Origin of the sequence: Arthrobacter sp. NPDC056727 (assembly GCF_042790555.1) — a bacterium.
Lineage (GTDB): Bacteria > Actinomycetota > Actinomycetes > Actinomycetales > Micrococcaceae > Arthrobacter.
Map to the genome: position 1 here is coordinate 277,098 of NZ_JBHTZA010000001.1, position 26,324 is coordinate 303,421.

Genomic DNA, 26,324 nt, shown 5'->3' on the forward strand with positions numbered 1-26,324 from the left:
AGAATTTACTCAGGTCAGCCTGGCTCCGCAGGGTTGGCGGCGATGTCGATCTCCAGCTGCCGGCGCGTTTCCAGCATGGCCGCCACCAGGCCGCCGTCGAACACCGCGCGGAACCTGGTCACCGGCGTGGCCACGCTGATCGCGCCCACCACCTCGCCCTTCCCGTTGTGCAGGGCCATGCCCAGGGCGCTGATGCCCTCCTCGGTGCCCTCGAAGTTCGCCGCGAAGCCGTTCCCTCGGACCGTTTCCAGCTCCCGCAGGAAGGCCGGGTACTCGGCGTCGGGAATGCTGTCGCCGCCGATCTCCGCGTTCTGGCTCCGGAACAGCTGCTCAATGAGCGCCGGCTCCAGCTCTGCCAGCATCGCCTTGCCGCCGGACGCCCTGTTCGCCGGCAGCACAGTGCCCTGCCGGTCGCCCACCCGAAGGGTGCTGGTGCCCTCCACCGTCTCCAGGAAGCGGACCTTGGTGCCCACCCGGATCATGAGGTTCACGGTCTCGTTCAGGCGCGAGCTCAGCAGTTCCATGTGCGGCCGGGAGACGTTCCGCAGCAGCCGGGTCCATGGAACGCCGGCCGGACCAGCCCCCATCGCGGGTCCGGGGACGTAGCGCCGGTTTTCGTCCTGCACCGCGAAGCCCCGGTACACCAGCATGGCCAGCAGGCGGTGCGCGGTGGACGGAGCCACGCCCAGTTCATCCGCGGCGTCCTTGAGCCGCAGGCTGCCCCCGTCGCGCAGGAGCTGGAGCAGCTGCAGTGCGTTGTCCACCGCCTCGATGGAATACGCGGGCTTCTTCCGAAGCGGCAAGTTCTGCATGACAGAATTCTATTGGAAGGCCACTGCTTCAGCACTGACAGTTGGTGGCATGAATCACACACCTTCCGCTGCCGCGACGGAGCGGTCCGCGTCCGGAGCAGTGTCCACGCCAGCGCCGCCGAAGTCCGCGGAGCCGCCCAAGTTTTCGAAACAGTCCGCCATGGCCGTGCTCGTCTGCTGGCTGCTGGTGGTCTTCGACGGCTACGACCTCATCGTCTACGGCACCGTCCAGTCCGCGCTCATCAGCGACACCGGCTGGGGTTTGACGAAGGCCACCGCCGGGACGGTCGGGTCCATGGCCTTCGCCGGCATGATGATCGGTGCCGTCTTTGCCGGCCGGATGGCCGACACCTGGGGCCGCCGCCGAACCATCCTCGGCTGCGCGGTGGTGTTTTCCATCTTCACCATCCTGTGCGCCTTCGCCCCGAACGCCTATGTGTTCGGCGCACTGCGGCTCATGGCGGGGATCGGCCTCGGCGGACTGGTGCCCTCGGCCAACGCCCTCGTGGCCGAACTCGTACCCGCGAAGTGGCGGTCCACCATCGCCACCCTGATGATGTCAGGCGTGCCGATCGGCGGATCACTGGCGGCGCTGGCCGGCATTCCGCTGATCCCGGCCTTTGGCTGGCCCGTCATGTTCCTCGTCGCGGTGCTGGCACTGGCGGTGGTGATCCCGGTGGGCCTGCGCTACCTGCCCGAGACCCTGCCACCGGCCGGAGACCAGCACGCCGGAACCCCAGCCCGGGAAAGCCGTCCCGCCGGATTTGGTTCGCTGCTCCGAGCACCGTACCTGGGCGTGAGTGTGCTCTATGCCGTGGCCACCCTGGTGACCCTTTTCGCCTGGTATGGGCTGGGCACCTGGCTGCCCAACCTGATGCAGCTGGCCGGCTACAACCTCGGTTCCGCGCTGACGTTCGCCCTGGCCCTGAACCTTGGCGCCGTCGTCGGTTCCGTGGCGACCGCCTGGGCCGGGACCCGCTTCGGCCCCGTCCCGACGGCGGTGGCAGCAGCCGCCGTCGCCGCCGTCGCCCTCCTGGTGCTCGTGGCCGGCCCGCCGGTCACGGTGGTCTACCTGATGCTGGTGCTGGCCGGCGTCGGGACGCACGGCACGCAGTGCCTGGTGATCGCCGCCGTCGCCAGCCACTACCCGGCCCACCTGAGGGGGACGGCCCTCGGCTGGGCCCTTGGTGTGGGCCGGATCGGCGCCGTGGCCGCACCCCAGGCCGGCGGCCTGCTGCTGGCAGCGGGGCTGGGCGTCAACTCCAACTTCCTGGCCTTCGCCGGGGCAGCCGCCGTCGCAGCACTCCTGCTGGTGGCCGTCGGCGCAAAAACCATCCGCACAACCTCAACACCTGTAGGAGTCAATAATGTCTAACCCGAAACCGTCCACCGATGTCCTGGTGATCGGCGGCGGCATGGCCGGCCTGGCCGGCGCCCTCGCCCTCCGCGGGAACGGCGCGGAGGTCACCCTGCTGGAACGGGCGCCGGAGTTCGGCGAAGTCGGGGCGGGCCTGCAGATGGCGCCCAACGCCTCCCGCGTCCTCAAGCGCTGGGGCCTGCTGGACAAGGCGCTGGAGATCGGGGTCCGGCCCAAGCATCTGGTCTTCCGCGACGCTGTAACGGGCGAGGAACTCACCCGGCAGTCACTGGGCGGCAGCTTCGAAGAACGGTATGGCGCCCCCTACGTCGTCATACACCGCAGCGACCTGCACCGCATCCTCCTTGAGGCCTGCCGGGACGCCGGCGTCCGCCTGGTCAACGATGTGGCGGTCGAGGCCGTCCGGACCGCGGACGGCCGGGCCACCGCGCTGGCGGCGGACGGTTCCACCTGGGAGGCCGACGTCGTCCTCGGAGCGGACGGACTCAAGTCCACCCTCCGGCGTGAGGTGGCGCAGGACGGCGCTGTATCGTCATCGGGCCTTGTGCCGTCGTCGTACGTGGCCTACCGCGGAACCGTCCCCATCACGGCGGACACGCCCCGGGGCGACCTCGAGGACGTGATTGTCTACCTTGGGCCGGACTGCCACCTGGTCCAGTACCCGCTGCGGAAGGGCGAGCTGCTCAACACCGTGGCAGTGTTCAAGTCAGCCTCCTTCGAACGCGGAGAGGAACAGTACGGGGGAGTGGACGAGCTCGAGGCGGCGTACAGGGACTGCGTGCCCGCGGTCCGGGAGGCCCTGAAAAACCTCGCCACGGGTATCCGCTGGCCCATGTACGACCGTGACCCCATCGAAAACTGGGTGGCCGGCAGGATGGTCCTGATGGGTGACGCCGCGCACCCCATGCTCCAGTACCTTGCCCAGGGCGCCTGCCAGGCCCTCGAGGACGCCGCCGTGCTTGAGGAAGCGAGCCTCGGGACCGTCTTCACGGAGGACGGCGCAGACCCGGACGCCTGGGATGCCGCCATCCGGGCGTTCAACTCTGCACGCGGCGCGCGCACGGCCCGGGTGCAGCGGACAGCGCGCGTCTGGGGCGAATCCTGGCACGTATCGGGGCTGGCCCGCACCCTGCGCAACCTGCTCTTCAAGAGCCGGAAGGACGGCGACTTCCAGTACAACGACTGGCTGTACGGCCAGGACGGCGACGGCGTGCCCGCCGCAGCGGCGCCGGCGGACCGGGTGAGGGTCCCCGCCTAACAAACCCTTGCCCCTCCGGACACGGTGTCCGTAGCGTGGGCTGCAGAGCAGGCGCTGGAGGAACGCCGTGGAAAATACAGTCACCCTCTACCTCGATGTGGACGGCGTCGTGTGCCCGTTCGGCCCGGCCGGGCACACGCCCTGGGACTCGGCCTGGCACTACGCCTACGCCGGGATGCTGGAAGTGGCCTACGCGGCGGAGCTGGTGGCGGCCCTGAACCGGCTGGCGGTGTGGCCCGGTCTCCGCTGCGTCTGGCTCACCAGCTGGGAGGAACTGGCGCCCGCCGTGCTCTGCCCGGTCACGGGACTGAAGGGAAGCTCGTGGCCCGTGCTGACCGCCGGCGGGTCCGGAGGCGGCGCGGAATGGTGGAAGCTGGAAGCCATCCAGGCTGATGTGGGCAGGAACACCCCGGAGCGGATCATCTGGGTGGACGACCAGCTCGCCTTTGAGAGACGTGCGCAGGCGTGGGCGCGCATCCTTGGCCGCCGTGCCTTGCTGGTCTCGCCGGACCCCCGGACCGGCCTTTCGCCCGCTGACCTGGAGGCAGTCCGCGCCTTCGCGCGGCCTCCGGACCCGAAGGTGTGACAGGCCGTACGCGGCGCAGGTTGGACCTCGACTGCAGGACGCGTACCATCGATAAGGTTTCAAGCCTGCCCTGCAGCTCCGCTATCCCCACCCTCTTAACACCTCGTGAAGACCGGGTGAACTATGCTGTGCAGTGCAGGCAGGGGAAGTGGAACTGCTGTACGTAGACTCTGCAGATTGGGCAACAGGTGGACATCACCTTCATGGTGGCGCTGGTCATTGCGCTGGCATTATTTTTCGACTTCACGAACGGTTTCCATGACACTGCGAATGCGATGGCCACGCCCATTGCCACCGGTGCCATCAAGCCGAAGACTGCGGTTGCCCTCGCGGCGGCCCTGAACCTCGTCGGCGCTTTCCTGTCCACAGAGGTCGCCAAGACGGTTTCGGGCGGCATCATCCGCGAGGGGTCAGGCGGGGTCCAGATCACGCCGGACATTATTTTCGCCGGCCTTATGGGCGCCATCCTGTGGAACATGATCACCTGGCTCAAGGGACTGCCTTCCAGTTCGTCCCATGCACTGTTCGGGGGCCTCATCGGCGCAGCGGTGGTCGGCATCGGCTTCCACTCGGTCAATCTTGAGACGCTGCTGCAGAAGGTCATTCTGCCCGCCGTCTTCGCCCCGGTCATCGCCGGACTTGTGGCGTACGTCTGCACCCGGATCGCCTACGCGCTCACGTCCCGGCATGATCCGGAAACCGGCAGCAAGCTGACGCAGAAGCGCGGCGGCTTCCGGACCGGCCAGATCTTCACCTCCAGCCTGGTGGCGCTGGCACACGGCACCAACGACGCGCAAAAGACCATGGGCATCATCACCCTGGTGCTCATCGCCGCGGGGACGCAGGAGCCCGGCACGGGCCCGCAGCTGTGGGTGATTACGGCGTGTGCGCTCGCTATCGCCGTCGGAACCTACGCCGGCGGCTGGCGCATCATCAGGACCATGGGAGCAGGGCTCACCGAGGTGAAGCCCGCGCAGGGCTTCGCGGCCGAGTCGAGCACGGCCTCCGCCATCCTCGCCTCCTCACACCTGGGCTTTGCGCTGTCCACCACCCAGGTCGCCTCCGGCTCCGTGATCGGCTCCGGCATGGGCCGCCGGGGCACCACGGTGCGCTGGGGCATGGTGGGGCGGATCGCCCTCGGCTGGCTCTTCACGCTGCCCGCCGCCGGCATCGTCGGTGCCCTGACGGCGCTGCTGGTCAAGACCGGCGTCATCGGCGTGGTGATCGCGGCCGTGGCCGGAATCGGAGCCGTGCTGTACATGTTCCTGGTCTCCCGCAAATCCCAGGTGGGCCACCACAACGCCGTGGAAGTCGAAGAAGCCGGCCAGGCTGTCCGCTTCGCCAAGAAGAAGGCCCTCGCCAGGGCACGCGCCGCCGAGCGCGCCAGGAACAACAACCCGAAGGGCCCGCAGCGATGAAGTGGCTGGAACTCCTCACCGTAGCCGGCGCCACCCTGGTCGCCGCCGTGACCGTCGTTGTCCTCTATTCCCTCGGCGTCCGCCTGACCGCCATCGCCGGTGACCGCCAGGTCGGCGCGCCGGTGTGGGTCAGGTACCTCTCCTATGCCTGCTTCGGCCTCTGCGGCATCGCCGTGCTGTTCGGGCTCTACCTGATCATTCCGTACTTCAACAGCTAACCCCCTGCCGGGAAGGGCTGGTCCCTCTGGGAAGAGGGAACGGGAATGGCTAGGCTGGGCGCATGCCGAGCGTCCAGTATTACGTTGCGTCCTCCCTCGACGGTTTCATCGCCACCGCAGACGATGACCTTGCCTGGCTGCTGCAGTTTGACGGCTTCGAAGGCGGCAAGGAAAGCTACGACGCCTTCATCGCCGGCGTCGGCTGCATCGTCATGGGCGGGACCACGTACGAGTGGCTCATGGAGCACGAACCCGGCAACTGGCCCTACCCCGGGACGCCCTGCTGGATCTTCACGCACCACGAGTTCAGCGCCCCGCCGGGGGCCGACGTCACGTTCGTCCGCGGCGAGGTAACCGAATTCATGGACGACCTCTGGCGGGACGCCGGCGGCAAGAACATCTGGGTGGTGGGCGGCGGAGAGCTGGCCGCCGAGTTCGCCGGCGCCGGCCTGCTGGACGAACTGATCGTCTCGGTCATCCCCGTGGTGCTCGGCAGTGGCAAGCGTCTGCTTCCCCTGGTCCAAGGCCCGACGGCGCCACTCGAGTTGCAGGAAGCACGCAGCCAGGGGCGAGGGATCGTGGAGCTCCGGTACAGCTGGCCTGAACGTTAGTTCTCTCTGGACGTTAGGGTGTTTGCGGCCGCTACCTGATGAGGTTGGTGATGCGCGCCGTGGACAGCCGCCGTCCCTGCTCGTCGGTCATCACGATTTCGTGGGTGGTCAGCGTCCGGCCCAGGTGGATGGCCGTGCAGGTTCCGGTCACCGTGCCTGCGGAAACGGCTCGGTGGTGCGTGGCGCCAACCTCGATGCCCAGCGCCTGGCGGCCCGGGCCGGCGTGCATCCCGGCGGCGAACGACCCCAGCGTTTCGGCCAGCACCACATGGGCGCCGCCGTGCAGGATCCCGGCCACCTGGGTGTTCCCCTCCACCGGCATCGTGGCCACGCACCGTTCGGGGCTCATCTCCAGGAACCGGATCCCCATCTTCACCACCAGCGCTCCGATGCCGTACTCGGCGAGCCAGTCGTGCAGGTGCTCCGGGACGCCGGCGGCAACGAGCTCTTCCCGGAACTGTGCTTCTACGGCGGCCGGCGCTTCTACGGCTGCAGGCGCTTCCGCGGTCCGGCCGGCCTCTGTGGGGCTGGCCTCACCGGCAGGGCCGGGCGTGAAATTGTCCATCATGGCAACTAGGCTGGCACCTGTGAGTGAAACAACCAAACCGGCCCCAAATCCGTCCGCAACCCAGACCCTTCAGGACATTCCGGTGTCCGATCCTGCCGTCACTTCGGTGTCTGCCACCGAGGCCCCCGTCGTTCCCCTGACGGAGCAGCCCCGGCTTCTGGTGCTGGACGGGCACTCCATGGCCTTCCGTGCCTTCTTCGCCCTCCCTGCGGACAAGTTCTCCACCGCCCGGGGCCAGCACACCAACGCGATCCACGGCTTCACCTCCATGCTCATCAACCTGATCAAGGAGCAGAAGCCCACCCACATCGCGGTCGCGTTCGACGTCTCGGATGACACCACTCACCGCAAGGCCGAGTACAGCGAGTACAAAGGCGGCCGCAACGAGACGCCGCGGGAAATGAGCGGCCAGATCGACCTCATTGACAAAGTCATGGGCGCCTGGGGCATTAAGACCATCAAGATGCCCGGCTACGAGGCGGACGACATCCTGGCCACGCTCGCTGCGATGGGTGAAAAGGCCGGCCACGAGGTCCTGCTCGTCTCGGGCGACCGCGACGCCTTCCAGCTCATCACCGACAACGTGTTCGTGCTGTACCCGAAGAAGGGCGTCAGCGACATCCCGCGGATGGACGCCGCAGCCGTCGAGGACAAGTATTTCGTCAGCCCCTCCCGGTACTCGGACCTCGCCGCGCTGGTGGGCGAGACCGCGGACAACCTGCCGGGCGTCCCCGGCGTCGGGCCCAAAACTGCAGCCAAGTGGATCAACCTCTACGGGGGCCTCGAGGGCGTGCTGGAACACGTCGATGCCATCGGCGGGAAGGTGGGAGACTCGCTGCGGGCCAACGTGGACGCCGTCAAGCGCAACCGCAAGCTCAACCAGCTCCACACCGACCTTGACCTCCCGGTGACGCTGGACGAGCTCGCCGATCCGCGGCCGGACCAGCAGGCGCTGGAGGAGCTCTTCGATGAGCTCGAATTCAAGACCATCCGCACCCGGCTCTTTGACCTTTACGCCAGTGAGGTCACGGAAGCCGAACGCGAGACCCTGGAAAGCCGCGACTTCACAACGCTGCAGGATGCGGACTCCCTCCGGACCTTCCTCGAGGCAGGTGCCGGCCAGCGGTCAGCCCTCGCCGTGGATGTGCTCGCCGGCCGGATCGGCGAGGACGCCGACGCCGTCGCCATCGTGCGGGACGATGCCGCCGGCTACGTGGACCTCACAGGCCTGGACGCCGAGGCGGAAAACGTTCTGGCACAGTGGCTCCGGGACGCAGGGTCCCCGAAGGTCGTGCACGGCTACAAGGCTGCCCTGAAGGCGCTGGCCAACCGCGGGTTTGGACTGGAAGGCGTCGTGGACGACACCTCCATCTCCGCCTACCTCATCGAGCCTGACCGCCGCACGTATGAACTGGCGGAGCTGGCCCAGCACCACCTGAACGTCCACGTTTCCGCCGAGGCCGCGAAGGCGGGCCAGCTGGAACTGGAGTTCGACGACGACGCTGCCGCGGCGTCCGGCGCGCTGGTGCAGGTGGCCGCCGTCGTCCACAAACTGAGCCGGTTCTTTGAATCGGAACTGCAGGAACGCCAGGCCGAGGACCTGCTGGCCACGCTGGAGCTGCCGGTGGCCGGTGTCCTGGCCGTCATGGAGCAGGCTGGCATCGCCGTCTCCATGGAGCTGATGGACGAGCAGCTCGCGGACCTCGCCCGGGTGATCGACGACGCCCAGGAGCGGGCCTTCGCCGCGATCGGCCACGAGGTGAACCTCGGTTCGCCCAAGCAGCTGCAGACTGTCCTGTTCGAGGAACTGCAGCTCCCCAAGACCAAGAAGATCAAGTCTGGGTACACCACGGACGCGGCATCCCTGAAGAACCTGCTGGAGAAGACCGGGCATGAATTCCTGGTCCAGCTCATGGCGCACCGCGAATCGGCAAAGCTGCGGCAGATGGTGGAAACGCTCAAGAAGTCCGTGGCCGAGGACGGGCGCATCCACACCACCTACGCCCAGAACGTGGCCGCGACCGGCCGCATCTCGTCCAACAACCCCAACCTGCAGAACATCCCGATCCGCAGCGAGGAAGGCCGCCGCGTGCGCGGCATCTTCGTGGTCAGCGACGGCTACGAATGCCTGCTGTCCGCGGACTACTCGCAGATCGAAATGCGCATCATGGCGCACCTGTCCGGCGATGCCGGCCTGATCCAGGCCTACCGCGAGGGGGAGGACCTGCACCGATTCGTGGGCTCGTCCATCTTCCACGTGCCGCCGGCCGAGGTCACCAGCGCCATGCGCTCCAAGGTCAAGGCGATGTCCTACGGCCTGGCCTACGGGCTGACGTCCTTTGGACTGTCCAAGCAGCTCGAGATCTCGGTGGATGAGGCCAGGACGCTGATGAAGGACTACTTCGACCGCTTCGGTGCCGTGCGCGACTACCTGCGCGGCGTGGTGGACCAGGCCCGCGTTGACGGCTACACGTCCACCATTGAAGGCCGGCGCCGGTACCTGCCGGACCTCACCAGCACCAACCGCCAGCTTCGGGAAAACGCCGAACGCATCGCCCTGAACTCTCCCATCCAGGGCTCCGCCGCGGACATCATCAAGCGCGCCATGCTGGGTGTCCACTCGGAACTGGCCGCACAGGGGCTCAAGTCGCGGATGCTGCTGCAGGTCCATGACGAACTCGTGCTGGAAGTGGCCAAGGGCGAGCGGGAGGCCGTGGAAAAGCTCGTCACGGAGCAGATGGGTGCCGCCGCGGACCTGAGCGTTCCGCTGGAAGTCCAGATCGGCGTCGGCGCCAGCTGGTACGACGCCGGGCACTAGCCTCAACAGTTCCCCGCCCTGCCGGTGGCGGGACGGGGAACGGTTGGCTAGGCTCGGGGTTGTGTCTAATCTGAGCGTGGACTATGAAATCCGCCGGTTCCAGGCGGCGGCCAAGGACGATCCCGCGTACGCGGAGTCGGTTGCGTGGATGCGTGCGGTGGCCTTCGGCTTCCACGATGACCGGCGCAGCGACGAACGCGTGGACAAGAGCATCGAGCTGCAGCGCAGAGACGGGCGTGTCATGACCGGTGCGTACCAGACCGGATCCGTGGCCGGCCATTCGCTCGGCGCGGACGTGCCGGTTGCCACCTTCGGGACCATGGACAAGACCCTGAACATCGGTTTTGGCCGGTTGCTGGACACCCGGCTGGTGACTGCCGTGACGGTCCGCACCTCGCACCGGCGCCGCGGCCTGCTGCGCAGGATGATGGGGGAGGACCTGGCCCAGGCGCGGGCGAACGGCCTGGCCATGGCAGCCCTCACGGCCTCCGAGGCTTCGATCTACGGCAGGTTCGGGTTCGGCGTTGCCACGTCCGAGCAGTCAGTGAAGGTGGACACCACGGCGCGTTTCAGGCTCAACCACACCCCGGTGGGCAGCGTCGAGGTCGCCGACCCCAAAGTCCTCCTGGAGCTGGCACCGGACGTCTTCGACCGGGTGCACCGCAACACCCCCGGTTCCATCCGCCGGCACGAGTTTTACCGGCAGCTGGCCTCGGGGTCCGTCAGCCGCGACGGCGGCGAAGACCCGAAGGTCAAGGTGGCGCTGCACTACGGGCCCGACGGCGGCGTGGACGGCTACGTCTCCTATAAATTTGCGGGCTGGGCCAGCGCCCCCTACACCATGGAGGTCGTGGACCTGGTCGCGGCGACCGGTGCGGCGTACCTCGAGCTGTGGCAGTACCTCGCCGCCATCGACCTGGTGGACCGGGTCACGTGGGAGGAAGCGCCGGTGGACGATCCGCTGCGGTGGGCCCTCGAAGATGCCCGCTGCGTGGAAGCCTCGGCGGCGAGGGACATGCTCTGGCTCCGGATCCTCGACGTGAAACAGGCGCTGGAAGCCCGCCATTACCCGGCCGACGGACGGCTGGTGCTGAAAGTCGCCGACTCCCTCGGCCTTACCGGCGGGACCTTCGTGCTGGACGCGGAGGGCGGCACAGCCGTCGTCACGGCTGCGGGCGACCAGGCGCCGGACGCCAGTGCGTCTGACATCGAACTCGATATCTCCGTGCTGTCCGCGCTCTACCTGGGCGGGGTCAGCCCCGTCACCCTGGCGGCGTCGGGACGCCTCCTGGAGCACACGCCGGGGGCCGCGTTCCGCGCCGCCCGGATGTTCGCCGTCGAACGTCCGCCGCACTGCCTGACACATTTCTAGCGCTTTGACCCCGGTTGTGGCTTGCCACTAGAATAAACGGGCGTGTACTGCGTGCATGCTTTTTCTTTAATCCACAAAATCAGGATGACCAGGCACTTCCTTCCGGAGTGCCCGCACCTGCGCCTGCGTTCCATAACGCGGGCGCGGCGGTTTGCCTGACCGACTAACTATCCACAACGGAGCCCCTACTACATGACCATCACCTCCACCGAGAAGCCCGGTACCCCCGTAGTCGCCATTAACGACATCGGTACCGCTGAGGACTTCCTCGCAGCTGTCGACGCCACCATCAAGTACTTCAACGACGGAGACCTCGTCGAAGGTACCGTCGTCAAGGTCGACCGCGACGAAGTTCTGCTCGACATCGGTTACAAGACCGAAGGTGTCATCCCCTCCCGCGAGCTGTCCATCAAGCACGACGTTGACCCCGGAGACGTCGTCTCCGTTGGCGATCAGGTCGAAGCCCTGGTGCTCACCAAGGAAGACAAAGAAGGCCGCCTGATCCTCTCCAAGAAGCGTGCTCAGTACGAGCGCGCCTGGGGCGACATCGAGAAGGTCAAGGAAGAAGACGGTGTTGTCACCGGTACCGTCATCGAGGTTGTCAAGGGTGGTCTTATCCTCGACATCGGTCTGCGCGGCTTCCTGCCCGCATCCCTCGTCGAGATGCGCCGTGTGCGCGACCTGGCTCCGTACATCGGTCAGCAGATCGAAGCCAAGATCATCGAGCTGGACAAGAACCGCAACAACGTTGTGCTGTCCCGCCGTGCCTGGCTCGAGCAGACCCAGTCCGAGGTCCGCTCCACCTTCCTCAACAAGCTGGAAAAGGGCCAGGTCCGTCCCGGCGTCGTTTCCTCCATCGTCAACTTCGGTGCCTTCGTGGACCTGGGCGGCGTAGACGGCCTGGTTCACGTTTCCGAGCTGTCCTGGAAGCACATCGACCACCCGTCCGAGGTTGTCGAGGTTGGCCAGGAAGTCACCGTCGAGGTCCTCGAAGTGGATCTGGACCGCGAGCGTGTCTCCCTGTCGCTCAAGGCTACGCAGGAAGACCCGTGGCAGACCTTCGCCCGCACCCACGCCCTCGGCCAGGTTGTTCCGGGTAAGGTCACCAAGCTCGTTCCGTTCGGTGCGTTCGTCCGCGTCGAAGACGGCATCGAAGGCCTCGTTCACATCTCCGAGCTGGCCGTCCGCCACGTTGAGCTGGCTGAGCAGGTTGTCTCCGTTGGCGACGAACTGTTCGTCAAGGTCATCGACATCGACCTCGAGCGCCGCCGCATCTCCCTCTCCCTCAAGCAGGCGAACGAGGGCGTTGACGCCGACAGCACCGAGTTCGATCCGGCTCTGTACGGCATGGCCGCCGAGTACGACGAAGAGGGCAACTACAAGTACCCCGAGGGCTTCGACCCCGAGTCCAACGAGTGGCTTGAAGGCTACGAGAACCAGCGCGCCGCCTGGGAGCAGCAGTACGCTGACGCCCAGACCCGCTGGGAAGCCCACAAGAAGCAGGTTGCCCAGCACGCTGCCGACGACGCCGCTGCTGCGACGTCCGGTGACAGCGACTCCGGCACCACCAGCTACTCCTCCGAGCCGGCTGCCACCGATTCCGGTGCAGGCACGCTTGCTTCGGACGAGGCTCTTGCCGCTCTGCGCGAGAAGCTGACCGGCAACTAATTGCCTGTGCTTCTTCGGCCGGCGCTGGCTGAACGCCAGCAGCGCTGAAAAGCAGTAAAAAGGTGGCCGTCCCCGAAAGGGGGCGGCCACCTTTTTTGTTGCCGGCGGGCTTTGTGGTGCCGGTCGCCCCGGTTGGCTTGGGCGGCGTCAGGCCGTCTGCCCGGCGTGCTCACCCTCCGCGATTTCCTCCAGCACCTTGGCGTTGAACGCGGGGAGGTCATCGGGCTTCCGGCTGGTCACGAAACCCTGGCCCACCACCACTTCCTGGTCACTCCAGTTGGCGCCCGCATTCCGCAGATCCGTGGCCAGCGTGTGGTACGAAGTGAGGTTCTTGCCCTTGACGACGCCGGCGTCAATGAGCAGCCATGGGCCGTGGCAGATGGCCGCCACCGGCTTGTGCTGCTCGAAGAAGCTCCGCGCAAATGCCTGTGCGTACTTGTCCACCCGGAGATGGTCGGCGTTCACCACGCCGCCCGGAATGACCAGGGCGTGGAAGTCCGAGGCGTTGGCGTCCTTCAGGACCAGGTCCACGTCGAAGGTGTCGCCCTTTTCGACGCCCTTGAAACCCTGGAGCTTGCCGCTTTTCGGGGCCACCAGTACAGGCTCGCCGCCGGCGTTTTTGACGGCGTCCCACGGGCTGGTCAGTTCAACCTGCTCCACGCCGTCCGTCAGCAGAAATGCGATCCTCTTGCCGTTGATGTTGTGCTCTGACATGAGTCCTCCTTTTCCTGTGATGCCTTACAGGTCCACCCTAGGAAAGCCGAAACTCATAAGCAAGCTGATGATTTTCCGTCAGTGCGGGACGTCAATCCACTCCGCGCCCTCAGGCTGGAGGGCGGCGCTTCCGGCGGTCATGGCGGCCAGGCGGTCGGCGGCCGCCGCCAGGTCACCCGGTGAGTCCGGCAGGGCGAGGCGCAGCACCGTGGCCTGGGCCTCGTAGCCTGTCTCGGCCATGGCATAGCCCGCGCTGCGAAGGTCGTTTTCGAGGCGCCCGGCCGCGGCATGCGGTACCCGCACGGCACAGATCCGCAGCCGCCGGCGCTGCACCATCGGAGCCAGCTCCAGTGCCGTCGAGACGGAATCGGAGTAGGCACGCACCAGCCCGCCGGCACCGAGCAGGATGCCGCCAAAGTAACGCACGACGACGGCACTTACGTCGCTGAGGTCCGTCACCCCGGGCGCGGTCTCCCGCCGGATGAGGGCCTCCAGCATGGGGATCCCGGCGGTGCCGGAGGGTTCGCCGTCGTCGCTGGAACGCTGGATGTCCCGGTCGGGCCCCAGCACGAACGCGGAGCAGTGGTGCCGGGCGTCGTGGAACTCACGGCGGAGCTCCGACACCAGGGAGCGGGCGGCGTCTTCGCTGTCCGCCCGCCGCAGCACGGTGATGAAACGGGACCGCTTGACCTCGATCTCGTGGCGGAAGCCGTCGCCGGCGGCGAGCGTGGTGTACGCGGATAACCTGCTCTCTTGCTCTTGCACCGCCCAAGTCTAGGACATGGGCCCACGCCGCCAGGGTTCCCCAATCGAGCTTGCGGGAGTGGGATACGGCGGATGGGCCCACACCGCCAGGGTTCCCTGGCCGAGCGGAGCGAGGTTAGGGATGCGGTGGGTGGGCCCACGCTGCCGAGGGGCCCCAATCGAGCTTGCGAGATTGGGGAGGCAGCGGGGATTAGTCTTGGGGAGTGCTGAAGATTGGGTTGACGGGCGGCATCGCCTCGGGGAAGTCACTGGTGGCAACTCGCCTGGAGGAACTGGGGGCGGTGCTCGTCGACGCCGACGCTATCGCGCGGGAAGTCGTGGAACCCGGCACTCCGGGCCTTGCCGCCGTCGTGGCCGCATTCGGGCCGGAGATCCTCGACGGCGACGGGAGGCTTGACCGGCCCCGGCTCGGGGCCATCGTTTTCCAGGAGCCGGAACGGCGCGCGGAGCTCAATGGCATCGTCCACCCGCTGGTGCGTGAACGCGCCGCGGCGGTGATCGCTGCCGCGCCGGAGGGCGCGGTGGTGGTGCAGGACATCCCGCTCCTGGTGGAAACCGGACAGCAGAACACCTTCCACCTTGTGCTGGTGGTGGATGCGCCGGAGGACGTCCGGTTGCAGCGCATGACCGAGCACCGCGGCATGACCGAAGCGGACGCCCGTTCGCGGATGGCCGCCCAGGCATCCCGGCAGGACCGCCTCGACGCCGCGGACGTGGTTCTTCCCAATTCCGGAACACGCGGGGAACTGCTGGCCGCGGTGGACCGGCTGTGGAACGAACGCCTCCTGCCGTTCGCGCGGAACATCAGCCAGGGCACGGTGGCGGCCCGCAGCGGCGCGCCCGTCCTGGCGGCCCCCCACTCCGACTGGGAGCGCCAGGCTGCCAGCCTGGCCGGGCGGCTGCAGGCCGCGGCCCCGGAGGACGTCCTGGCCGTGGACCACATCGGTTCGACGGCGGTTCCCGGCCTCGAGGCGAAGGACGTCATCGACCTGCAGCTCGCCGTGGCTGACCTCGCGACGGCTGACCGCATTGCGCCCCTGCTTGGCGCCGCCGGGTTCCCGCTCTGGCCGGGCATCCTCATGGACAGCCAGCTGCCCGGACGTCCGGACCCCGCCGCCTGGTCCAAGCGCCTGCATGGCAACGCTGATCCTGCGCGTCCGGTGAATCTTCACGTGCGGGTGGCAGGCTCGCCGGGCTGGCGGTTTGCCCTGTGCTTCCGCGACTGGCTGCGCGCCGACCCTGCCGCGCGCGGGGAATACGCCGCCGAGAAACGGCGCGTGGCCGCGCAGCATGCCTCTGACGCCACCACCGCAGGCTACGCAGAAGACAAGGAGGCCTGGTTCCGTGAGGTCGCGGTACCAGGAATGGAACGGTGGGCCGAAAGCAGCGGCTGGCAGCCGCCGTCGTACATTTCCACCTCCCGCGGCTTTGACTCTGCCAGCCCCGTCTCCTCAAACTCAGCGCAAAGCTGACCCGTACAGCCCAAAGCTGAATCATCAGTTCCTGTCAGTGCCCGGCTGTAGATTAGATACATGAGTCTTGCGCAGGAGATCAACCGCGTCGTTGCGCCCTTCGAGGTCATCAGCGAATTCAAGCCGGCAGGTGACCAGCCGGCGGCCATCGCCGAACTCACCGAACGCATCAAGAACGGCGAGAAGGACGTGGTCCTGCTCGGCGCCACCGGTACAGGCAAGAGCGCCACCACCGCATGGCTGGTGGAGCAGATCCAGCGGCCCACGCTCGTAATGGTGCAGAACAAGACCCTGGCTGCACAGCTGGCCAACGAGTTCCGCGAACTGCTTCCCAATAATGCTGTGGAGTACTTCGTGTCCTACTACGACTACTACCAGCCTGAGGCTTACGTGGCGCAGACGGACACTTTCATCGAGAAGGACTCCTCCATCAACGAGGAAGTGGAACGTCTCCGCCACTCGGCCACCAACGCCCTGCTGACCCGCCGCGACGTCATCGTGGTGGCCACCGTCTCCTGCATCTATGGCCTGGGTACGCCGGAGGAATACATCGCCGGCATGGTCACGCTCCGCAAGGGCGCCGAGATGAACCGCGACGATCTCCTGCGGAAATTCGTCTCCATGCAGTACGTGCGCAACGACATGGACTTCCACCGCGGCACCTTCCGCGTACGGGGGGACACCGTGGAAATCATCCCCATGTACGAGGAACTGGCCATCCGGATCGAATTTTTCGGGGATGAGATCGAAAACATCCACACCCTGCATCCGCTGACCGGCGAGGTGATCCGGGATGAAGAGGAGATGTACGTTTTCCCCGCCTCGCACTACGTCGCCGGACCTGAGCGGATGGCCCGTGCCATCAAGCGGATCGAGGATGAACTTGCCGAACGGCTGCAGGTCCTGGAAAGCCAGAACAAGCTCGTGGAATCCCAGCGGCTCCGGATGCGCACCACCTACGACCTCGAGATGATGCAGCAGATGGGATTCTGCAACGGCATCGAGAATTACTCCTCGCACATTGACGGCCGTGCCCGCGGGACAGCCCCGCATTGCCTGCTCGACTACTTTCCGGACGACTTCCTGCTGGTGATCGATGAATCCCACGTCACGGTGCCCCAGATCGGCGCCATGTATGAGGGCGACATGTCGCGCAAGCGGAACCTCGTGGACTTCGGCTTCCGCCTGCCCTCGGCCATGGACAACCGTCCGCTCAAATGGGATGAGTTCCTCGAACGCACGGGCCAGACCGTCTACCTGTCCGCCACGCCCGGTAAGTACGAACTCGGCAAGGCTGACGGCTTTGTGCAGCAAATCATCCGGCCCACGGGCCTGATCGACCCCGAAGTGGTCGTCAAGCCCACCAAAGGCCAGATCGATGACCTGCTCGGCGAAATCAAGACCCGGACGGAGAAGAACGAACGCGTCCTGGTCACCACGCTCACCAAGCGGATGGCGGAGGACCTCACAGACTACCTGCTGGGCCACGGAGTGAAGGTGGAGTACCTGCACTCCGACGTGGACACCCTCCGCCGTGTGGAACTCCTCCGGGAACTGCGGATGGGCACGTTCGACGTCCTGGTGGGCATCAACCTGCTCCGGGAAGGCCTTGACCTGCCCGAGGTTTCGCTGGTGAGCATCCTGGATGCGGACAAGGAGGGGTTCCTCCGTTCGTCCACGTCGCTGATCCAGACCATCGGCCGTGCAGCCCGTAACGTCTCGGGACAGGTCCACATGTATGCGGACCGCATTACTGATTCCATGGCGCACGCCATCGACGAAACAAACAGGCGCCGCGCCATCCAGGTGGCGTACAACACGGAAAACGGCATCGATCCGCAGCCGCTGCGGAAGAAGATCGCTGACATCACGGACCAGTTGGCCAAGGAGGATGCGGACACCGATGCGCTGTTGGGCAGCTTCGACTACGGCAAGGGCAAGCGCGGTATTACCTCAGCTGCCAAGCCCAGGGCAGGCCAGGGGGCCAAGAAGGGCGCCGCCATGGTCCGCGCCGACGGACTGGCAGCGGCGCCGGCCGAGGATCTGGTGGGACTGATCGAACAGCTGACCGAGCAGATGCACGGCGCAGCCGCCGAACTGCAGTTTGAGGTGGCGGCCCGGATCCGCGACGAAGTGTCCGAGCTGAAGAAGGAACTGCGCCAGATGCAGTCGGCTGGGCACGCCTAGCGTCACGTGGCGCGCGCGGCCGTGCCTCTAGGGTAAAGTTGAGCTCACGTAGGGGAGTATCCCAAGCGCTACGAACGTCAACACGCAGGGCACAGATGCCTTGCCGGGCGTAGCGGGCAGCCACATCAGCACAAAGTGCACAGGTTCGCCGGAGAGACTTACACCGGTTTTCTGTACCCTGCGAAAGGCATTTTTGTGGAACTTCCCGTCTGGTTCGAGGTCGGCTCGTTCGTCGTCCTCGGCATCATCCTGCTTATGGACCTGCTTCTGGTGGTGCGCCGTCCGCACGAACCCTCCATGAAGGAAGCCGGCCTCTGGGTGGCCTTCTATGTGGCACTGGCCCTCGTGTTCGCCGGTGCCATGTTCATGTTCACGGGACCCGAGTACGGCAGCCAGTTCGTGGCCGGTTGGGTGACTGAGTACAGCCTCAGCATCGACAACCTGTTCGTCTTCATCATCATCATGGCCCGCTTCTCGGTGCCGCGTAAGTACCAGCAGGAAGTGCTGATGGTGGGCATCATCATCGCGCTGATCCTGCGCGGCATCTTCATCATGCTTGGCGCCATCGTGATCGAGCAGTTCAGCTGGGTCTTCTACATCTTTGGTGCTTTCCTCCTTTGGACCGCCTGGAAGCAGGCGCAGGACGAGGGTGAGGACGAAGAGGACAAGGAAAATGCCCTCATCGCCAAGCTCCGCAAGGTCATCCCGATGTCCGAGAAGTTCGACGGCGGCAAGCTGCGCACCACGGTCGACGGCAAGAAGGTCTTCACCCCGATGGTGATCGTTTTCGTCACCATCGGCATGACCGACCTGCTGTTCGCTGTCGACTCCATCCCTGCCATCTTCGGCCTGACGCAGAGCGCCTTCATCGTCTTCACGGCGAACATCTTCGCCCTGATGGGCCTGCGGCAGCTGTACTTCCTGCTGGGCGGCCTGATGAACCGCCTCGTCTACCTGAAGCACGCGCTGTCCATCATCCTGGCCTTCATCGGCGTGAAGCTGGTCCTGCACGCCATGCACGTCAACGAGCTGCCCTTCATCAACGGCGGCCACCACATTGAATGGGCCCCGGAGATTCCGACCTACGTGTCCCTTGCAGTGATCATCGGCACCATCATCATCGCCGTGATCGCCAGCCTGGTCAGCTCCGGCGCGCAGAAGGCCAAACTGGACGAGCGCCTCGAAGAGGACGCCCGCAAGAGCCTGAGCGACGTCGACTAGGGTTCGTCTCCCCATGCATGAAAAGCAACCCCGGCCACCAGGTGGCCGGGGTTGCTTTGCCCCGTACAGGGCTCAGCGGGCCGAGCGGACCATGCCGAGCAGGCGGCCGAAGATGGCCTCGCCGTCGTCGGCGATGCCATCGTGGTGGAACTCGCCGGTTTCCCACGTATTCAGCTTGCGGACGGCCGCGGCGGTTTCCATGGAGAGCCCGTAGTCCACATAGATGTCGCCGCGGTATACGGCTGCAGCCGCCGGAACGATATTCGCGGCCAGTTGCGCGGTGTCATACAGCGGTTTCCAGTCAGCCTTGGATGCCAGCAGTTCGGCCACCTCCTTCAGCGGGCGGAGGGCCGGGTCCTGCTCGAAGTACCACGGGTAGACCATCTCGCCGGTCAGTAGCAGGTCGGCAGCATCGGGGCGGAACTCCGGGAACTCCTCAAGGACGCGCCAGGCCGCCCAACCGGTGGCCGTGCCCTGGCCGTAAATGGACTCGTGCATCAGTGCATACAGGGGGTTGGCCGCCCGCGAGACCAGGGGACGGATCTGTTCCAGGAACGGGTCTGAGAGCCGCGGGCCGCCGGGTGTGTCCACGAAGGCGTCCTCCAGCAGGTTATGCAGGCTGTCCACCCGCGTGTTCCCGCCGAGGAAGGACCCCACCATCTGGAACCGCTCGACCGTAAGGGGGGAACCGTCCGGAAGGCGTTCCTCCGTGCTGCGGAGGTGGCTGGCGATGCGGTTCACGGCTTCCCGGTCCTCGGGGTACCAGCCGAAGTACTCCGCGTTGCGCGCCGCCACCCGCCCGAAGGTCTCGCGGTAGACGCGCTCGGGCGGGCCGGTCAGCGGGGCAAGGCCGCCTGTGATCAGCACCTCGCGCAGGCCGGTGGGCGCGAACGACAGGTACGTGAGCGCGCAGAAACCGCCATAGCTCTGCCCATAGACGGTCCACGGCTCCGAGCCGAGAGCCTCGCGGATCAGCTCGGCGTCGGCAACAATCGAGTCGGCCCGGAAGTGCTCAAGGTACCGGGCCTGCGCCGCCGTGTCCCCGCGCAGCGGCAGGGTGTTGCGGTCAACAGGGGAGGAGAGGCCGGTGCCCCGCTGGTCCAGCATCAGGATCCGGAAGTCCTTGGCGGCTGCCTTGCTCCACCCGCCCAGGGAGGCAAAGCGGTTGCCGCGACCGCCCGGTCCGCCCTGCAGGTACAGGAGCCATGGAAGCCTGGCCGCCTCGGCCTCGGTGTGCTCGCTGGAGACGTATTCGCGGGCGAAAACTGTGATGGGCTCGGCCGCGCCGGCCCCGTCCGCGCTGGCAAAATGGTCCAGCGGCACGGTGAAGCAGTGTTCTGCCGTGCGCATGCCGCGGAACGTGTGCCGCGCGCGCACTGTGTGGACAGTGCCATTCTTTACAGTGGCGTCCAGCGCTGCCTCAGCCATGGACATCGACCCCGCGGCGGCTGCCGAATTCGGCCAGCGCCGACCCGGTCAGCCGGAACGTGGACCATTCTTCCATCGGGAAGGCACCTAGCTTCCGGTAAAAGTTGATGGACGGCTCGTTCCAGTCCAGGACGCTCCATTCAACACGTGCGTAACCGCGGTCGACGGCGGTCGCGGCCAGGTGCTGTAAAAGGGCCTTCCCGTGGCCCTCGCCGCGGGCCTCCGGGGTGACGTAGAGGTCCTCGAGGTAGATCCCGTGCACGCCTTCCCACGTTGAGTAGTTAAGGAACCAGAGCGCGAAGCCGCGGACCTCCCCGCCCTCGTTCTCGGCCATGTGGGCGTAGACGCGGGGGTTGCTGCCAAAGAGCGCCTCGGTGAGCATCCCGGGGGTGTTCCGGACCGCGTCCGGCTCCTTTTCATAGACGGCCAGTTCGTGGATCATCTGCAGGATTACGGGAACGTCGGCGGGTGTTGCGGGACGGATTACACTCATGAGTCCGAGCTTACTGCGTCCCGACGCGGCGGCATGCCGGCAGCGGACACCGCCGTATAGGCTGATGACCTATCAACAGTGCAGCAATACTTCCGGAGGCGGTGTGGAAAGGGCGGCAGAGCCAGGCGTTGAGGACCAAGGCGTTCAGCGGATCCTGCTGGCAGCCGTGCAACTGTCCGGCGTCGATCTTCGCCAAGCCGGCACCTTGGACGTCGCCGAGCAGCGGCTGGCCTCCTCGTTTCCGTCGGGGATCCACCGGGACAGGTTCCTGGCCGGCCGCATAGCGCTGCGCCGCCACGCCGCCGAGGCAGCAGGGGTGAGCGCCGACGCGCTGCAGGCCGACTACATCTGCCGGGAATGCGCGAGGGATGACCACGTGCACGGAATGCCCCGGTACCGGGCCGGCCCGTCCGGGCCTACCATCCTCGCGAGCCTGAGCCGGGCGGAGGACTGGTGCCTGCTGGCCGCAACAACAGACCAGCAGGTGCTGGGCGTCGGCGTCGACCTGGAGGGGAGCGCAGCCGCCGCCTTCGACGGTTTCGGTGAGGTAGCCCTTTCGGAGCGAGAACGGCACCACGTTCGGGGGGTAGAGCCCGCACTCCGGCCGGGTACCCAGGCACGCCTGTGGACGCGCAAAGAGGCAGTGCTCAAGGCGGTGGGCAGGGGGCTGGCCGTCGTCGACCCCGGTCTCGTGGACGTTGCCGGTCCGGTGCCTTTGCTGCCGGCCTTTATGGAGGCGCAAGCAGATTGGCTGGCGCAAGCAGATGGTCCGGCGCCGGCCGGGCGTCTTACGACGGGTATGCCTCTGGTGGGGGGCCAGGAAGGCGGCCATCATCGTTGGCTGGTCGACGCCGTCGACCCGGCTGCAGTGGGGCTGCCGGATTCCTTCACTGCGGCAGTGGCGGTTCTTCTGAAGCCTCGTCTTTAGCCCGCAGCCCCGGTTCCCGGCCTCAGTCAGGGCGGGCCATCATCGCGTAGGCCATCGTGGCGTAGCCCAGGGCACCAGCCATTTCGTTCAGCAGCTTCGGATCGATGTTCGCAATGGTGTCGCAACTCTTGTGATAGCAGGGATCGAGATCGTCGTCCTCGACGCCGCCGAATTCGTCGACCTGCTCTGAGGTCTTTGAGTCGACATCGCCGCTGAACAGCCCGCCCGTCGGGATACCGGCCCTCAGGAAAGGCTGATAGTCGGAGCCGCCGTCAAACACCGTGGCCTCGGCCGCCAATCCATTCTGTGCGAAATAGTCCATGAAGGTGCGCTCGATACCGTCCGAGCCGGCAGGCCCCGCCTTCCCGAAGGTGGAGCCGTCACCGTCGTGGACGAACCTTCCGCCGTTGGGCGAGGCAACCATGTCCAGATTGAGGTTCAACATCGTCTGGGAGATTTCGGTGTTGCTTAGGGAGTCCACATAGTGCTTGGAACCCAGCAGATCAACCTCTTCGGCGCCCCAGAAGGCAAAGCGCACCCTGTTTTTCGGCTTGACTCCCGTTTCAGCCATCCAGCGGGCCGTTTCGAGCATGGCGGCAACGCCGCTGCCGTTGTCGTTGATCCCGGGTCCGCGGCGCACGGAGTCGAGGTGCCCGCCCACCACGATCGTGTGGGCCGGATCACCCGCGGTGTCTGCAAGGATGTTGAAGGTTTCAACGTCTGCCTCACGGTTGTCGTCCCGGTACGTGAAGACCTGCCGGACAGGCTTGTACCCGGCGGCACGGAGCTGTTCCTCAACATATCGGCCGGATGCCTCGTAGCCTGAGGTGCCCGCCGCCCGGTTTCCACCAGCCGCATCGGCGATCTTCTGCAGAGCCTCGAGGTCCTTCATCAGGTTCCTGCCGGCGAAGGCAGCATGTACCTGGCTGGCCTTCGCCTTCGGCGCGGGCGTGACAGTCTCTGGCGCAGCCGTCGGCGTCGGCGGGGCTGACCGGGAGGGTGACCGGGGCGATTCATCCGCCGGCAGGGTCACAGCCGGCGTCTCGGGGGCCCGCTGGGCAGGTGACGAACACGCCGCCAGTAACACGACGGCCACAGCAAATACGGTCCCTGCCATGGTTTTTCGGGATCTGCGCGTCGATCGGAACGCGTCCATGATAGAAAGTTACCGCCTGCTTCCGGGCGCCCGGAAGGACTTTGTCAACAGTCAGGTAGGACGCCGCGGAATTGGCTGCGTGTGCGAGTAAGCAGGTACTGGCCGGGTCCCGGATATAGGTACTCAGAGTGGTTGCGGTGGGCCACGAAATCTGCCTACTGTCGAACCAGCAGGTTTGAAGCCTCAACTGCATCCCGGAATCACTCGCGGTGGGGAAGCCAGGTATTCGCTGCTGGGGAAATAGCGGTGGCCGCAGTGTTCCATACATGCCGCTGTGCGCGGCTCTTCTTGAAAAGTGAACTGGGTCTGGACGCAGATGTCCGCCACCCTTCACACACAAGCTGGCAGGAACATCCCCCATGATGGATATTTTTGAATCCCTGGAATCCGAAGTCCGTAGCTATTGCCGTCACTGGAACACCGTGTTCGAACGTGCGGCCGGCAGCATGATCTACAGCGAGGACGGGCGCGAGTACGTCGATTTCTTCTCAGGCGCCGGCGCCCTGAACTACGGCCACAACCACCCGGCGCTTCTTCGCCCGCTCGTGGAATATTTGCTGTCCGGAGCGGTGGTCCACTCCCTGGACATGAAAACTGCCGCCAAGCGCCGGTTCCTGGAAACGTTTTATGAGCTGATCCTGAAACCGCGGGATCTCGACTACAAGGTCATGTTTCCCGGGCCCACCGGCACGAACTGCGTAGAGGCAGCACTGAAGCTGGCCAGAAAGGTAACCGGGCGTCCGCACGTCCTGGGTTTCACTAACGCATTCCACGGGATGACCCTTGGCTCGCTCGCCGTGACGGGCAATTCCATGAAGCGGCACGGCGCCGGCGTTCCGCTGGCCAACGCATCCAGCATCCCGTACGACGGCTTCCTCGATGGCGGCGGGCCCGACTTCCAATGGCTCCGCCTGGCCCTGGACGACCGTGGGTCGGGCATGGAAAAGCCGGCGGCCATCATAGTTGAAACTGTCCAGGGCGAGGGCGGTCTCAGGGCGGCGCGCGCCGCCTGGCTTCGGGAGCTTTCCGACATCTGCCACCAGCACGGGATCCTGCTCATCGTGGACGATGTCCAGGCCGGATGCGGACGGACGGGGACTTTCTTCAGTTTTGAGGAGTCAGGCATCGTCCCGGACATCGTGTGCCTCTCCAAATCCATTTCAGGCTTCGGGCTGCCGCTGGCCCTCACCCTGTTCAAACGTGAACTGGATATCTGGAAGCCGGGGGAACACAACGGGACCTTCCGCGGGCACAACCTGGCGTTTGTCACGGGTGCTGCAGCGCTGGAGCACTTCTGGCAGGACGGCCATATCGAAGCCAGGATCGCGGCGCGCACGGACCAGCTGCACGCCGGGCTGGCCCGGATTGCAGACGGAGCCGAGGGAGCCACCGTGAGGGGCCGGGGCCTGTTGGCCGGAATCCATTACGACGACCACAAGGCGGCCGGGAAGATCGCAGCCGAGTCTTTTGCCCGCGGCCTTCTGGTGGAGACCTCGGGTCCGGACGATGAGGTGCTCAAGACCATGCCGGCGCTCACCATCAGCGCCGAGGACATGGGCCGCGGCCTGGCGATCCTTGCCGGAGCGGCCGAAGCTGTCACCGGCCGCAGGACCGTACTGAAAACTGTCGCCTGACTTCGCAGGCGTCGCCAGATTGTGCCTGACCAGGAAAAACCGCCGTACAACGACGTAAGGAACGCGGGTAATCCAAATGAGCATGCCCTTTGACCATCCGGCAGATGACGGTTCCTTCGGTTCATCACCGCCTGGAAGTCCAGCCGAAGCCACAGCCAAGGCACCGCTTTGGGCCGAGTGGACCCGCTCCGTTTATGAGGACGCTGGTCCTACAGTTCCCAGAGGCTCGCTCATCGTGCAGAAGTTCGGCGGTTCGTCGGTAGCCGACGCGGCCGGCATTTGCCGGGCCGCCCGCAGGATAGCCAAGACGCGTGAGGCGGGATACCAGGTGGTGGCGGTCGTGTCCGCCATGGGAGATACCACCGACCAGCTGTGTGAACTGGCAGCCGGTGTTTCCCAGAAGCCGAATCCAGGAGCGCTGGACTCCCTGCTCAGCATGGGGGAGGCCGTCTCGTCGTCACTGCTGGCGATGGCCCTGATGGACTGCGGCCAGGCTGCCCGGACGTTCACCGGCAGCCAGGCCGGGCTGATAACGGACAGCGTCCACGGCAAAGCGCGCATCACCGATGTCCGGCCCGGACGGATCCGGACCTGCCTTGACCATGACACCGTGCCGATCGTGGCCGGGTTCCAGGGCAGGACCCAGAAAGGCCGGCGGGTGACCACACTGGGGCGGGGCGGCTCGGACCTGACAGCGGTGGCACTCGCCGCCGCTCTTGGAGCAGGCATCTGCGAGATCTACACCGATGTGGACGGTGTCTATACCGCGGACCCCCGCATAGTTCCGACGGCGCGAAAGATCGCCGCCCTGTCGAGCGAGGAAATGCTCGAATTCGCTGCCTGCGGCAGCAAGGTCATGCATCTGCGCAGCGTTGAATATGCCCGCCGGTTCGGTCTTCCCATCCACGTCAGGTCGTCCTTCACCGACGAGATGGGAACCCTGATCCTGCCCGGCCTTGACCGGCGCCCCTTCCAAAGGCCGGCGCCCGAGCAGGCGGTGATCACCGAGGTCTCCGGCTGCGAGGCGCTGGCGGAAATCACCGTTGCCGGACTGCCCGATGACGCGGCCAGCATGTCGGCCCTTTTCCGCAGCCTGTCCCAGCCGGGAATCAGCGTCGAGTCGGTCGTCGAGAAGAGGCCTGGCACGGCCCGGCGTGCCGACGTCGTATTTTCACTGCCTGCCGCCCAGGCCACCGGTGCCCTTTCCCTGCTCCGCGCCCGGCAGGCGGATCTCGGCTTCGAGGAGCTGCACCACAACGGACTCGCCGGCAAGGTCATGCTGTCCGGGCTCGGCATGAGGTCATCCCCTGCGGTCTTTTCCACGTTTTTCACCGCACTGTCCACGGCCCGGGTGGACCTGGACCTCATCGAAATATCGGAGACCGGCCTCGGCGCGCTGACCCGGGCAGACCAGCTGGAGAATGCAGTCCGGGCAGTGCGGTCAGCCTTCGGCCTCAGCCCGGACGCGGCCGCGGCAAAGGCGTCAGGAGGCACGCGGCTCGCAGCAGCCCGCGGCCCGCGCGCTGCAAGCTATCCACATCCGTCACGGACCGCGCCGGCCAAGCTGACACGGCGGGCATAGGGCCGGCCTCAAGGGGACCAATTCCAATGAAGGAATC

22 protein-coding genes are annotated in these 26,324 nt (G+C 66.2%); 15 read left to right on the forward strand and 7 right to left on the reverse strand.

What is annotated here, in order from left to right; genetic code table 11:
* Window positions 1-14: 14 nt before the first annotated feature.
* Window positions 15-812 carry an IclR family transcriptional regulator gene (locus ACFRAH_RS01245; protein ID WP_377989097.1) on the reverse strand — a complete coding sequence of 266 codons (798 nt, stop codon included), beginning with the start codon at window positions 810-812 and terminating at the stop codon, window positions 15-17.
* A 49-nt stretch (window positions 813-861) separates the two neighbouring features.
* Between ACFRAH_RS01245 and ACFRAH_RS01250 the strand changes: the two genes are divergently transcribed.
* The 6 genes from ACFRAH_RS01250 to ACFRAH_RS01275 all read left to right on the forward strand — a co-directional run bounded on the left by ACFRAH_RS01250 (window position 862) and on the right by ACFRAH_RS01275 (window position 6,281).
* The gene (locus ACFRAH_RS01250; protein ID WP_377989098.1) at window positions 862-2,187 is read left to right on the forward strand and encodes an MFS transporter; all 1,326 of its coding nucleotides are present in this window, start codon (window positions 862-864) and stop codon (window positions 2,185-2,187) included.
* The gene (locus ACFRAH_RS01255; RefSeq protein WP_377989099.1) at window positions 2,180-3,448 is read left to right on the forward strand and encodes an FAD-dependent oxidoreductase; all 1,269 of its coding nucleotides are present in this window, start codon (window positions 2,180-2,182) and stop codon (window positions 3,446-3,448) included. Before ACFRAH_RS01250 ends, ACFRAH_RS01255 begins: the two co-directional genes overlap by 8 nt.
* Before the next feature lie 67 nt (window positions 3,449-3,515).
* Window positions 3,516-4,034, forward strand: a complete 519-nt coding sequence (locus tag ACFRAH_RS01260) for an HAD domain-containing protein (RefSeq protein ID WP_377989100.1) — start codon at window positions 3,516-3,518, stop codon at window positions 4,032-4,034.
* Between the two features lie 188 nt (window positions 4,035-4,222).
* Window positions 4,223-5,452, forward strand: a complete 1,230-nt coding sequence (locus ACFRAH_RS01265; RefSeq protein WP_377989101.1) for an anion permease — start codon at window positions 4,223-4,225, stop codon at window positions 5,450-5,452.
* On the forward strand, window positions 5,449-5,670 hold the full coding sequence (locus tag ACFRAH_RS01270) for a hypothetical protein (protein ID WP_377989102.1): 222 nt from the start codon (window positions 5,449-5,451) through the stop codon (window positions 5,668-5,670). Before ACFRAH_RS01265 ends, ACFRAH_RS01270 begins: the two co-directional genes overlap by 4 nt.
* Before the next feature lie 62 nt (window positions 5,671-5,732).
* Window positions 5,733-6,281: a dihydrofolate reductase family protein gene (locus tag ACFRAH_RS01275; protein WP_377989103.1), complete on the forward strand. Its 549-nt coding sequence runs from the start codon at window positions 5,733-5,735 to the stop codon at window positions 6,279-6,281.
* Window positions 6,282-6,312: 31 nt separating this feature from the next.
* On the opposite strand, the gene ACFRAH_RS01280 is transcribed toward ACFRAH_RS01275, so the two are convergent.
* Window positions 6,313-6,849, reverse strand: a complete 537-nt coding sequence (locus ACFRAH_RS01280) for a hotdog fold thioesterase (protein ID WP_377989104.1) — start codon at window positions 6,847-6,849, stop codon at window positions 6,313-6,315.
* Between the two features lie 178 nt (window positions 6,850-7,027).
* On the opposite strand from ACFRAH_RS01280, the gene polA reads away from it, so the two are divergent.
* The 3 genes from polA to rpsA all read left to right on the forward strand — a co-directional run bounded on the left by polA (window position 7,028) and on the right by rpsA (window position 12,707).
* Entirely contained in the window at window positions 7,028-9,667 is a 2,640-nt protein-coding gene (polA, locus tag ACFRAH_RS01285) for a DNA polymerase I (RefSeq protein WP_377989199.1), read from the forward strand.
* A 70-nt stretch (window positions 9,668-9,737) separates the two neighbouring features.
* On the forward strand, window positions 9,738-11,039 hold the full coding sequence (locus ACFRAH_RS01290) for a GNAT family N-acetyltransferase (protein WP_377989200.1): 1,302 nt from the start codon (window positions 9,738-9,740) through the stop codon (window positions 11,037-11,039).
* Window positions 11,040-11,231: 192 nt separating this feature from the next.
* Window positions 11,232-12,707, forward strand: a complete 1,476-nt coding sequence (gene rpsA / locus ACFRAH_RS01295; protein ID WP_159632080.1) for a 30S ribosomal protein S1 — start codon at window positions 11,232-11,234, stop codon at window positions 12,705-12,707.
* 147 nt (window positions 12,708-12,854) lie between these two features.
* Here rpsA and ACFRAH_RS01300 read toward each other — a convergent pair whose 3' ends face one another.
* The gene (locus ACFRAH_RS01300) at window positions 12,855-13,421 is read right to left on the reverse strand and encodes a type 1 glutamine amidotransferase domain-containing protein (RefSeq protein ID WP_377989105.1); all 567 of its coding nucleotides are present in this window, start codon (window positions 13,419-13,421) and stop codon (window positions 12,855-12,857) included.
* Between the two features lie 78 nt (window positions 13,422-13,499).
* Window positions 13,500-14,186 carry an IMPACT family protein gene (locus ACFRAH_RS01305; protein ID WP_377989106.1) on the reverse strand — a complete coding sequence of 229 codons (687 nt, stop codon included), beginning with the start codon at window positions 14,184-14,186 and terminating at the stop codon, window positions 13,500-13,502.
* A gap of 203 nt (window positions 14,187-14,389) precedes the next feature.
* Here ACFRAH_RS01305 and coaE point away from each other — a divergent pair, with 203 nt between their 5' ends.
* The 3 genes from coaE to ACFRAH_RS01320 all read left to right on the forward strand — a co-directional run bounded on the left by coaE (window position 14,390) and on the right by ACFRAH_RS01320 (window position 19,066).
* Window positions 14,390-15,658: a dephospho-CoA kinase gene (gene coaE / locus ACFRAH_RS01310; RefSeq protein ID WP_377989107.1), complete on the forward strand. Its 1,269-nt coding sequence runs from the start codon at window positions 14,390-14,392 to the stop codon at window positions 15,656-15,658.
* 60 nt (window positions 15,659-15,718) lie between these two features.
* Window positions 15,719-17,845, forward strand: a complete 2,127-nt coding sequence (gene uvrB / locus ACFRAH_RS01315; RefSeq protein WP_377989108.1) for an excinuclease ABC subunit UvrB — start codon at window positions 15,719-15,721, stop codon at window positions 17,843-17,845.
* Window positions 17,846-18,040: 195 nt separating this feature from the next.
* Window positions 18,041-19,066 (forward strand): TerC family protein, encoded by a 1,026-nt coding sequence (locus ACFRAH_RS01320; protein WP_377989109.1) that lies wholly within the window; start codon window positions 18,041-18,043, stop codon window positions 19,064-19,066.
* Between the two features lie 72 nt (window positions 19,067-19,138).
* On the opposite strand, the gene ACFRAH_RS01325 is transcribed toward ACFRAH_RS01320, so the two are convergent.
* A complete protein-coding gene (locus tag ACFRAH_RS01325; RefSeq protein ID WP_377989110.1) occupies window positions 19,139-20,494 on the reverse strand; it encodes an alpha/beta fold hydrolase in 1,356 nt (451 codons plus the stop codon).
* The gene (locus tag ACFRAH_RS01330; protein ID WP_377989111.1) at window positions 20,487-20,987 is read right to left on the reverse strand and encodes a GNAT family N-acetyltransferase; all 501 of its coding nucleotides are present in this window, start codon (window positions 20,985-20,987) and stop codon (window positions 20,487-20,489) included. The genes ACFRAH_RS01325 and ACFRAH_RS01330 overlap by 8 nt, the downstream gene beginning before the upstream one ends.
* A gap of 64 nt (window positions 20,988-21,051) precedes the next feature.
* On the opposite strand from ACFRAH_RS01330, the gene ACFRAH_RS01335 reads away from it, so the two are divergent.
* Window positions 21,052-21,915, forward strand: a complete 864-nt coding sequence (locus tag ACFRAH_RS01335) for a 4'-phosphopantetheinyl transferase family protein (RefSeq protein WP_377989112.1) — start codon at window positions 21,052-21,054, stop codon at window positions 21,913-21,915.
* Window positions 21,916-21,937: 22 nt separating this feature from the next.
* Here the strand turns inward: ACFRAH_RS01335 and ACFRAH_RS01340 are convergent, their stop codons facing one another.
* Window positions 21,938-23,032, reverse strand: a complete 1,095-nt coding sequence (locus ACFRAH_RS01340) for a M20/M25/M40 family metallo-hydrolase (RefSeq protein WP_377989113.1) — start codon at window positions 23,030-23,032, stop codon at window positions 21,938-21,940.
* A gap of 401 nt (window positions 23,033-23,433) precedes the next feature.
* Here ACFRAH_RS01340 and ectB point away from each other — a divergent pair, with 401 nt between their 5' ends.
* On the forward strand, window positions 23,434-24,705 hold the full coding sequence (gene ectB, locus ACFRAH_RS01345; RefSeq protein ID WP_377989201.1) for a diaminobutyrate--2-oxoglutarate transaminase: 1,272 nt from the start codon (window positions 23,434-23,436) through the stop codon (window positions 24,703-24,705).
* 235 nt (window positions 24,706-24,940) lie between these two features.
* The gene (locus ACFRAH_RS01350) at window positions 24,941-26,287 is read left to right on the forward strand and encodes an aspartate kinase (RefSeq protein ID WP_377989114.1); all 1,347 of its coding nucleotides are present in this window, start codon (window positions 24,941-24,943) and stop codon (window positions 26,285-26,287) included.
* Window positions 26,288-26,324 lie beyond the last annotated feature (37 nt).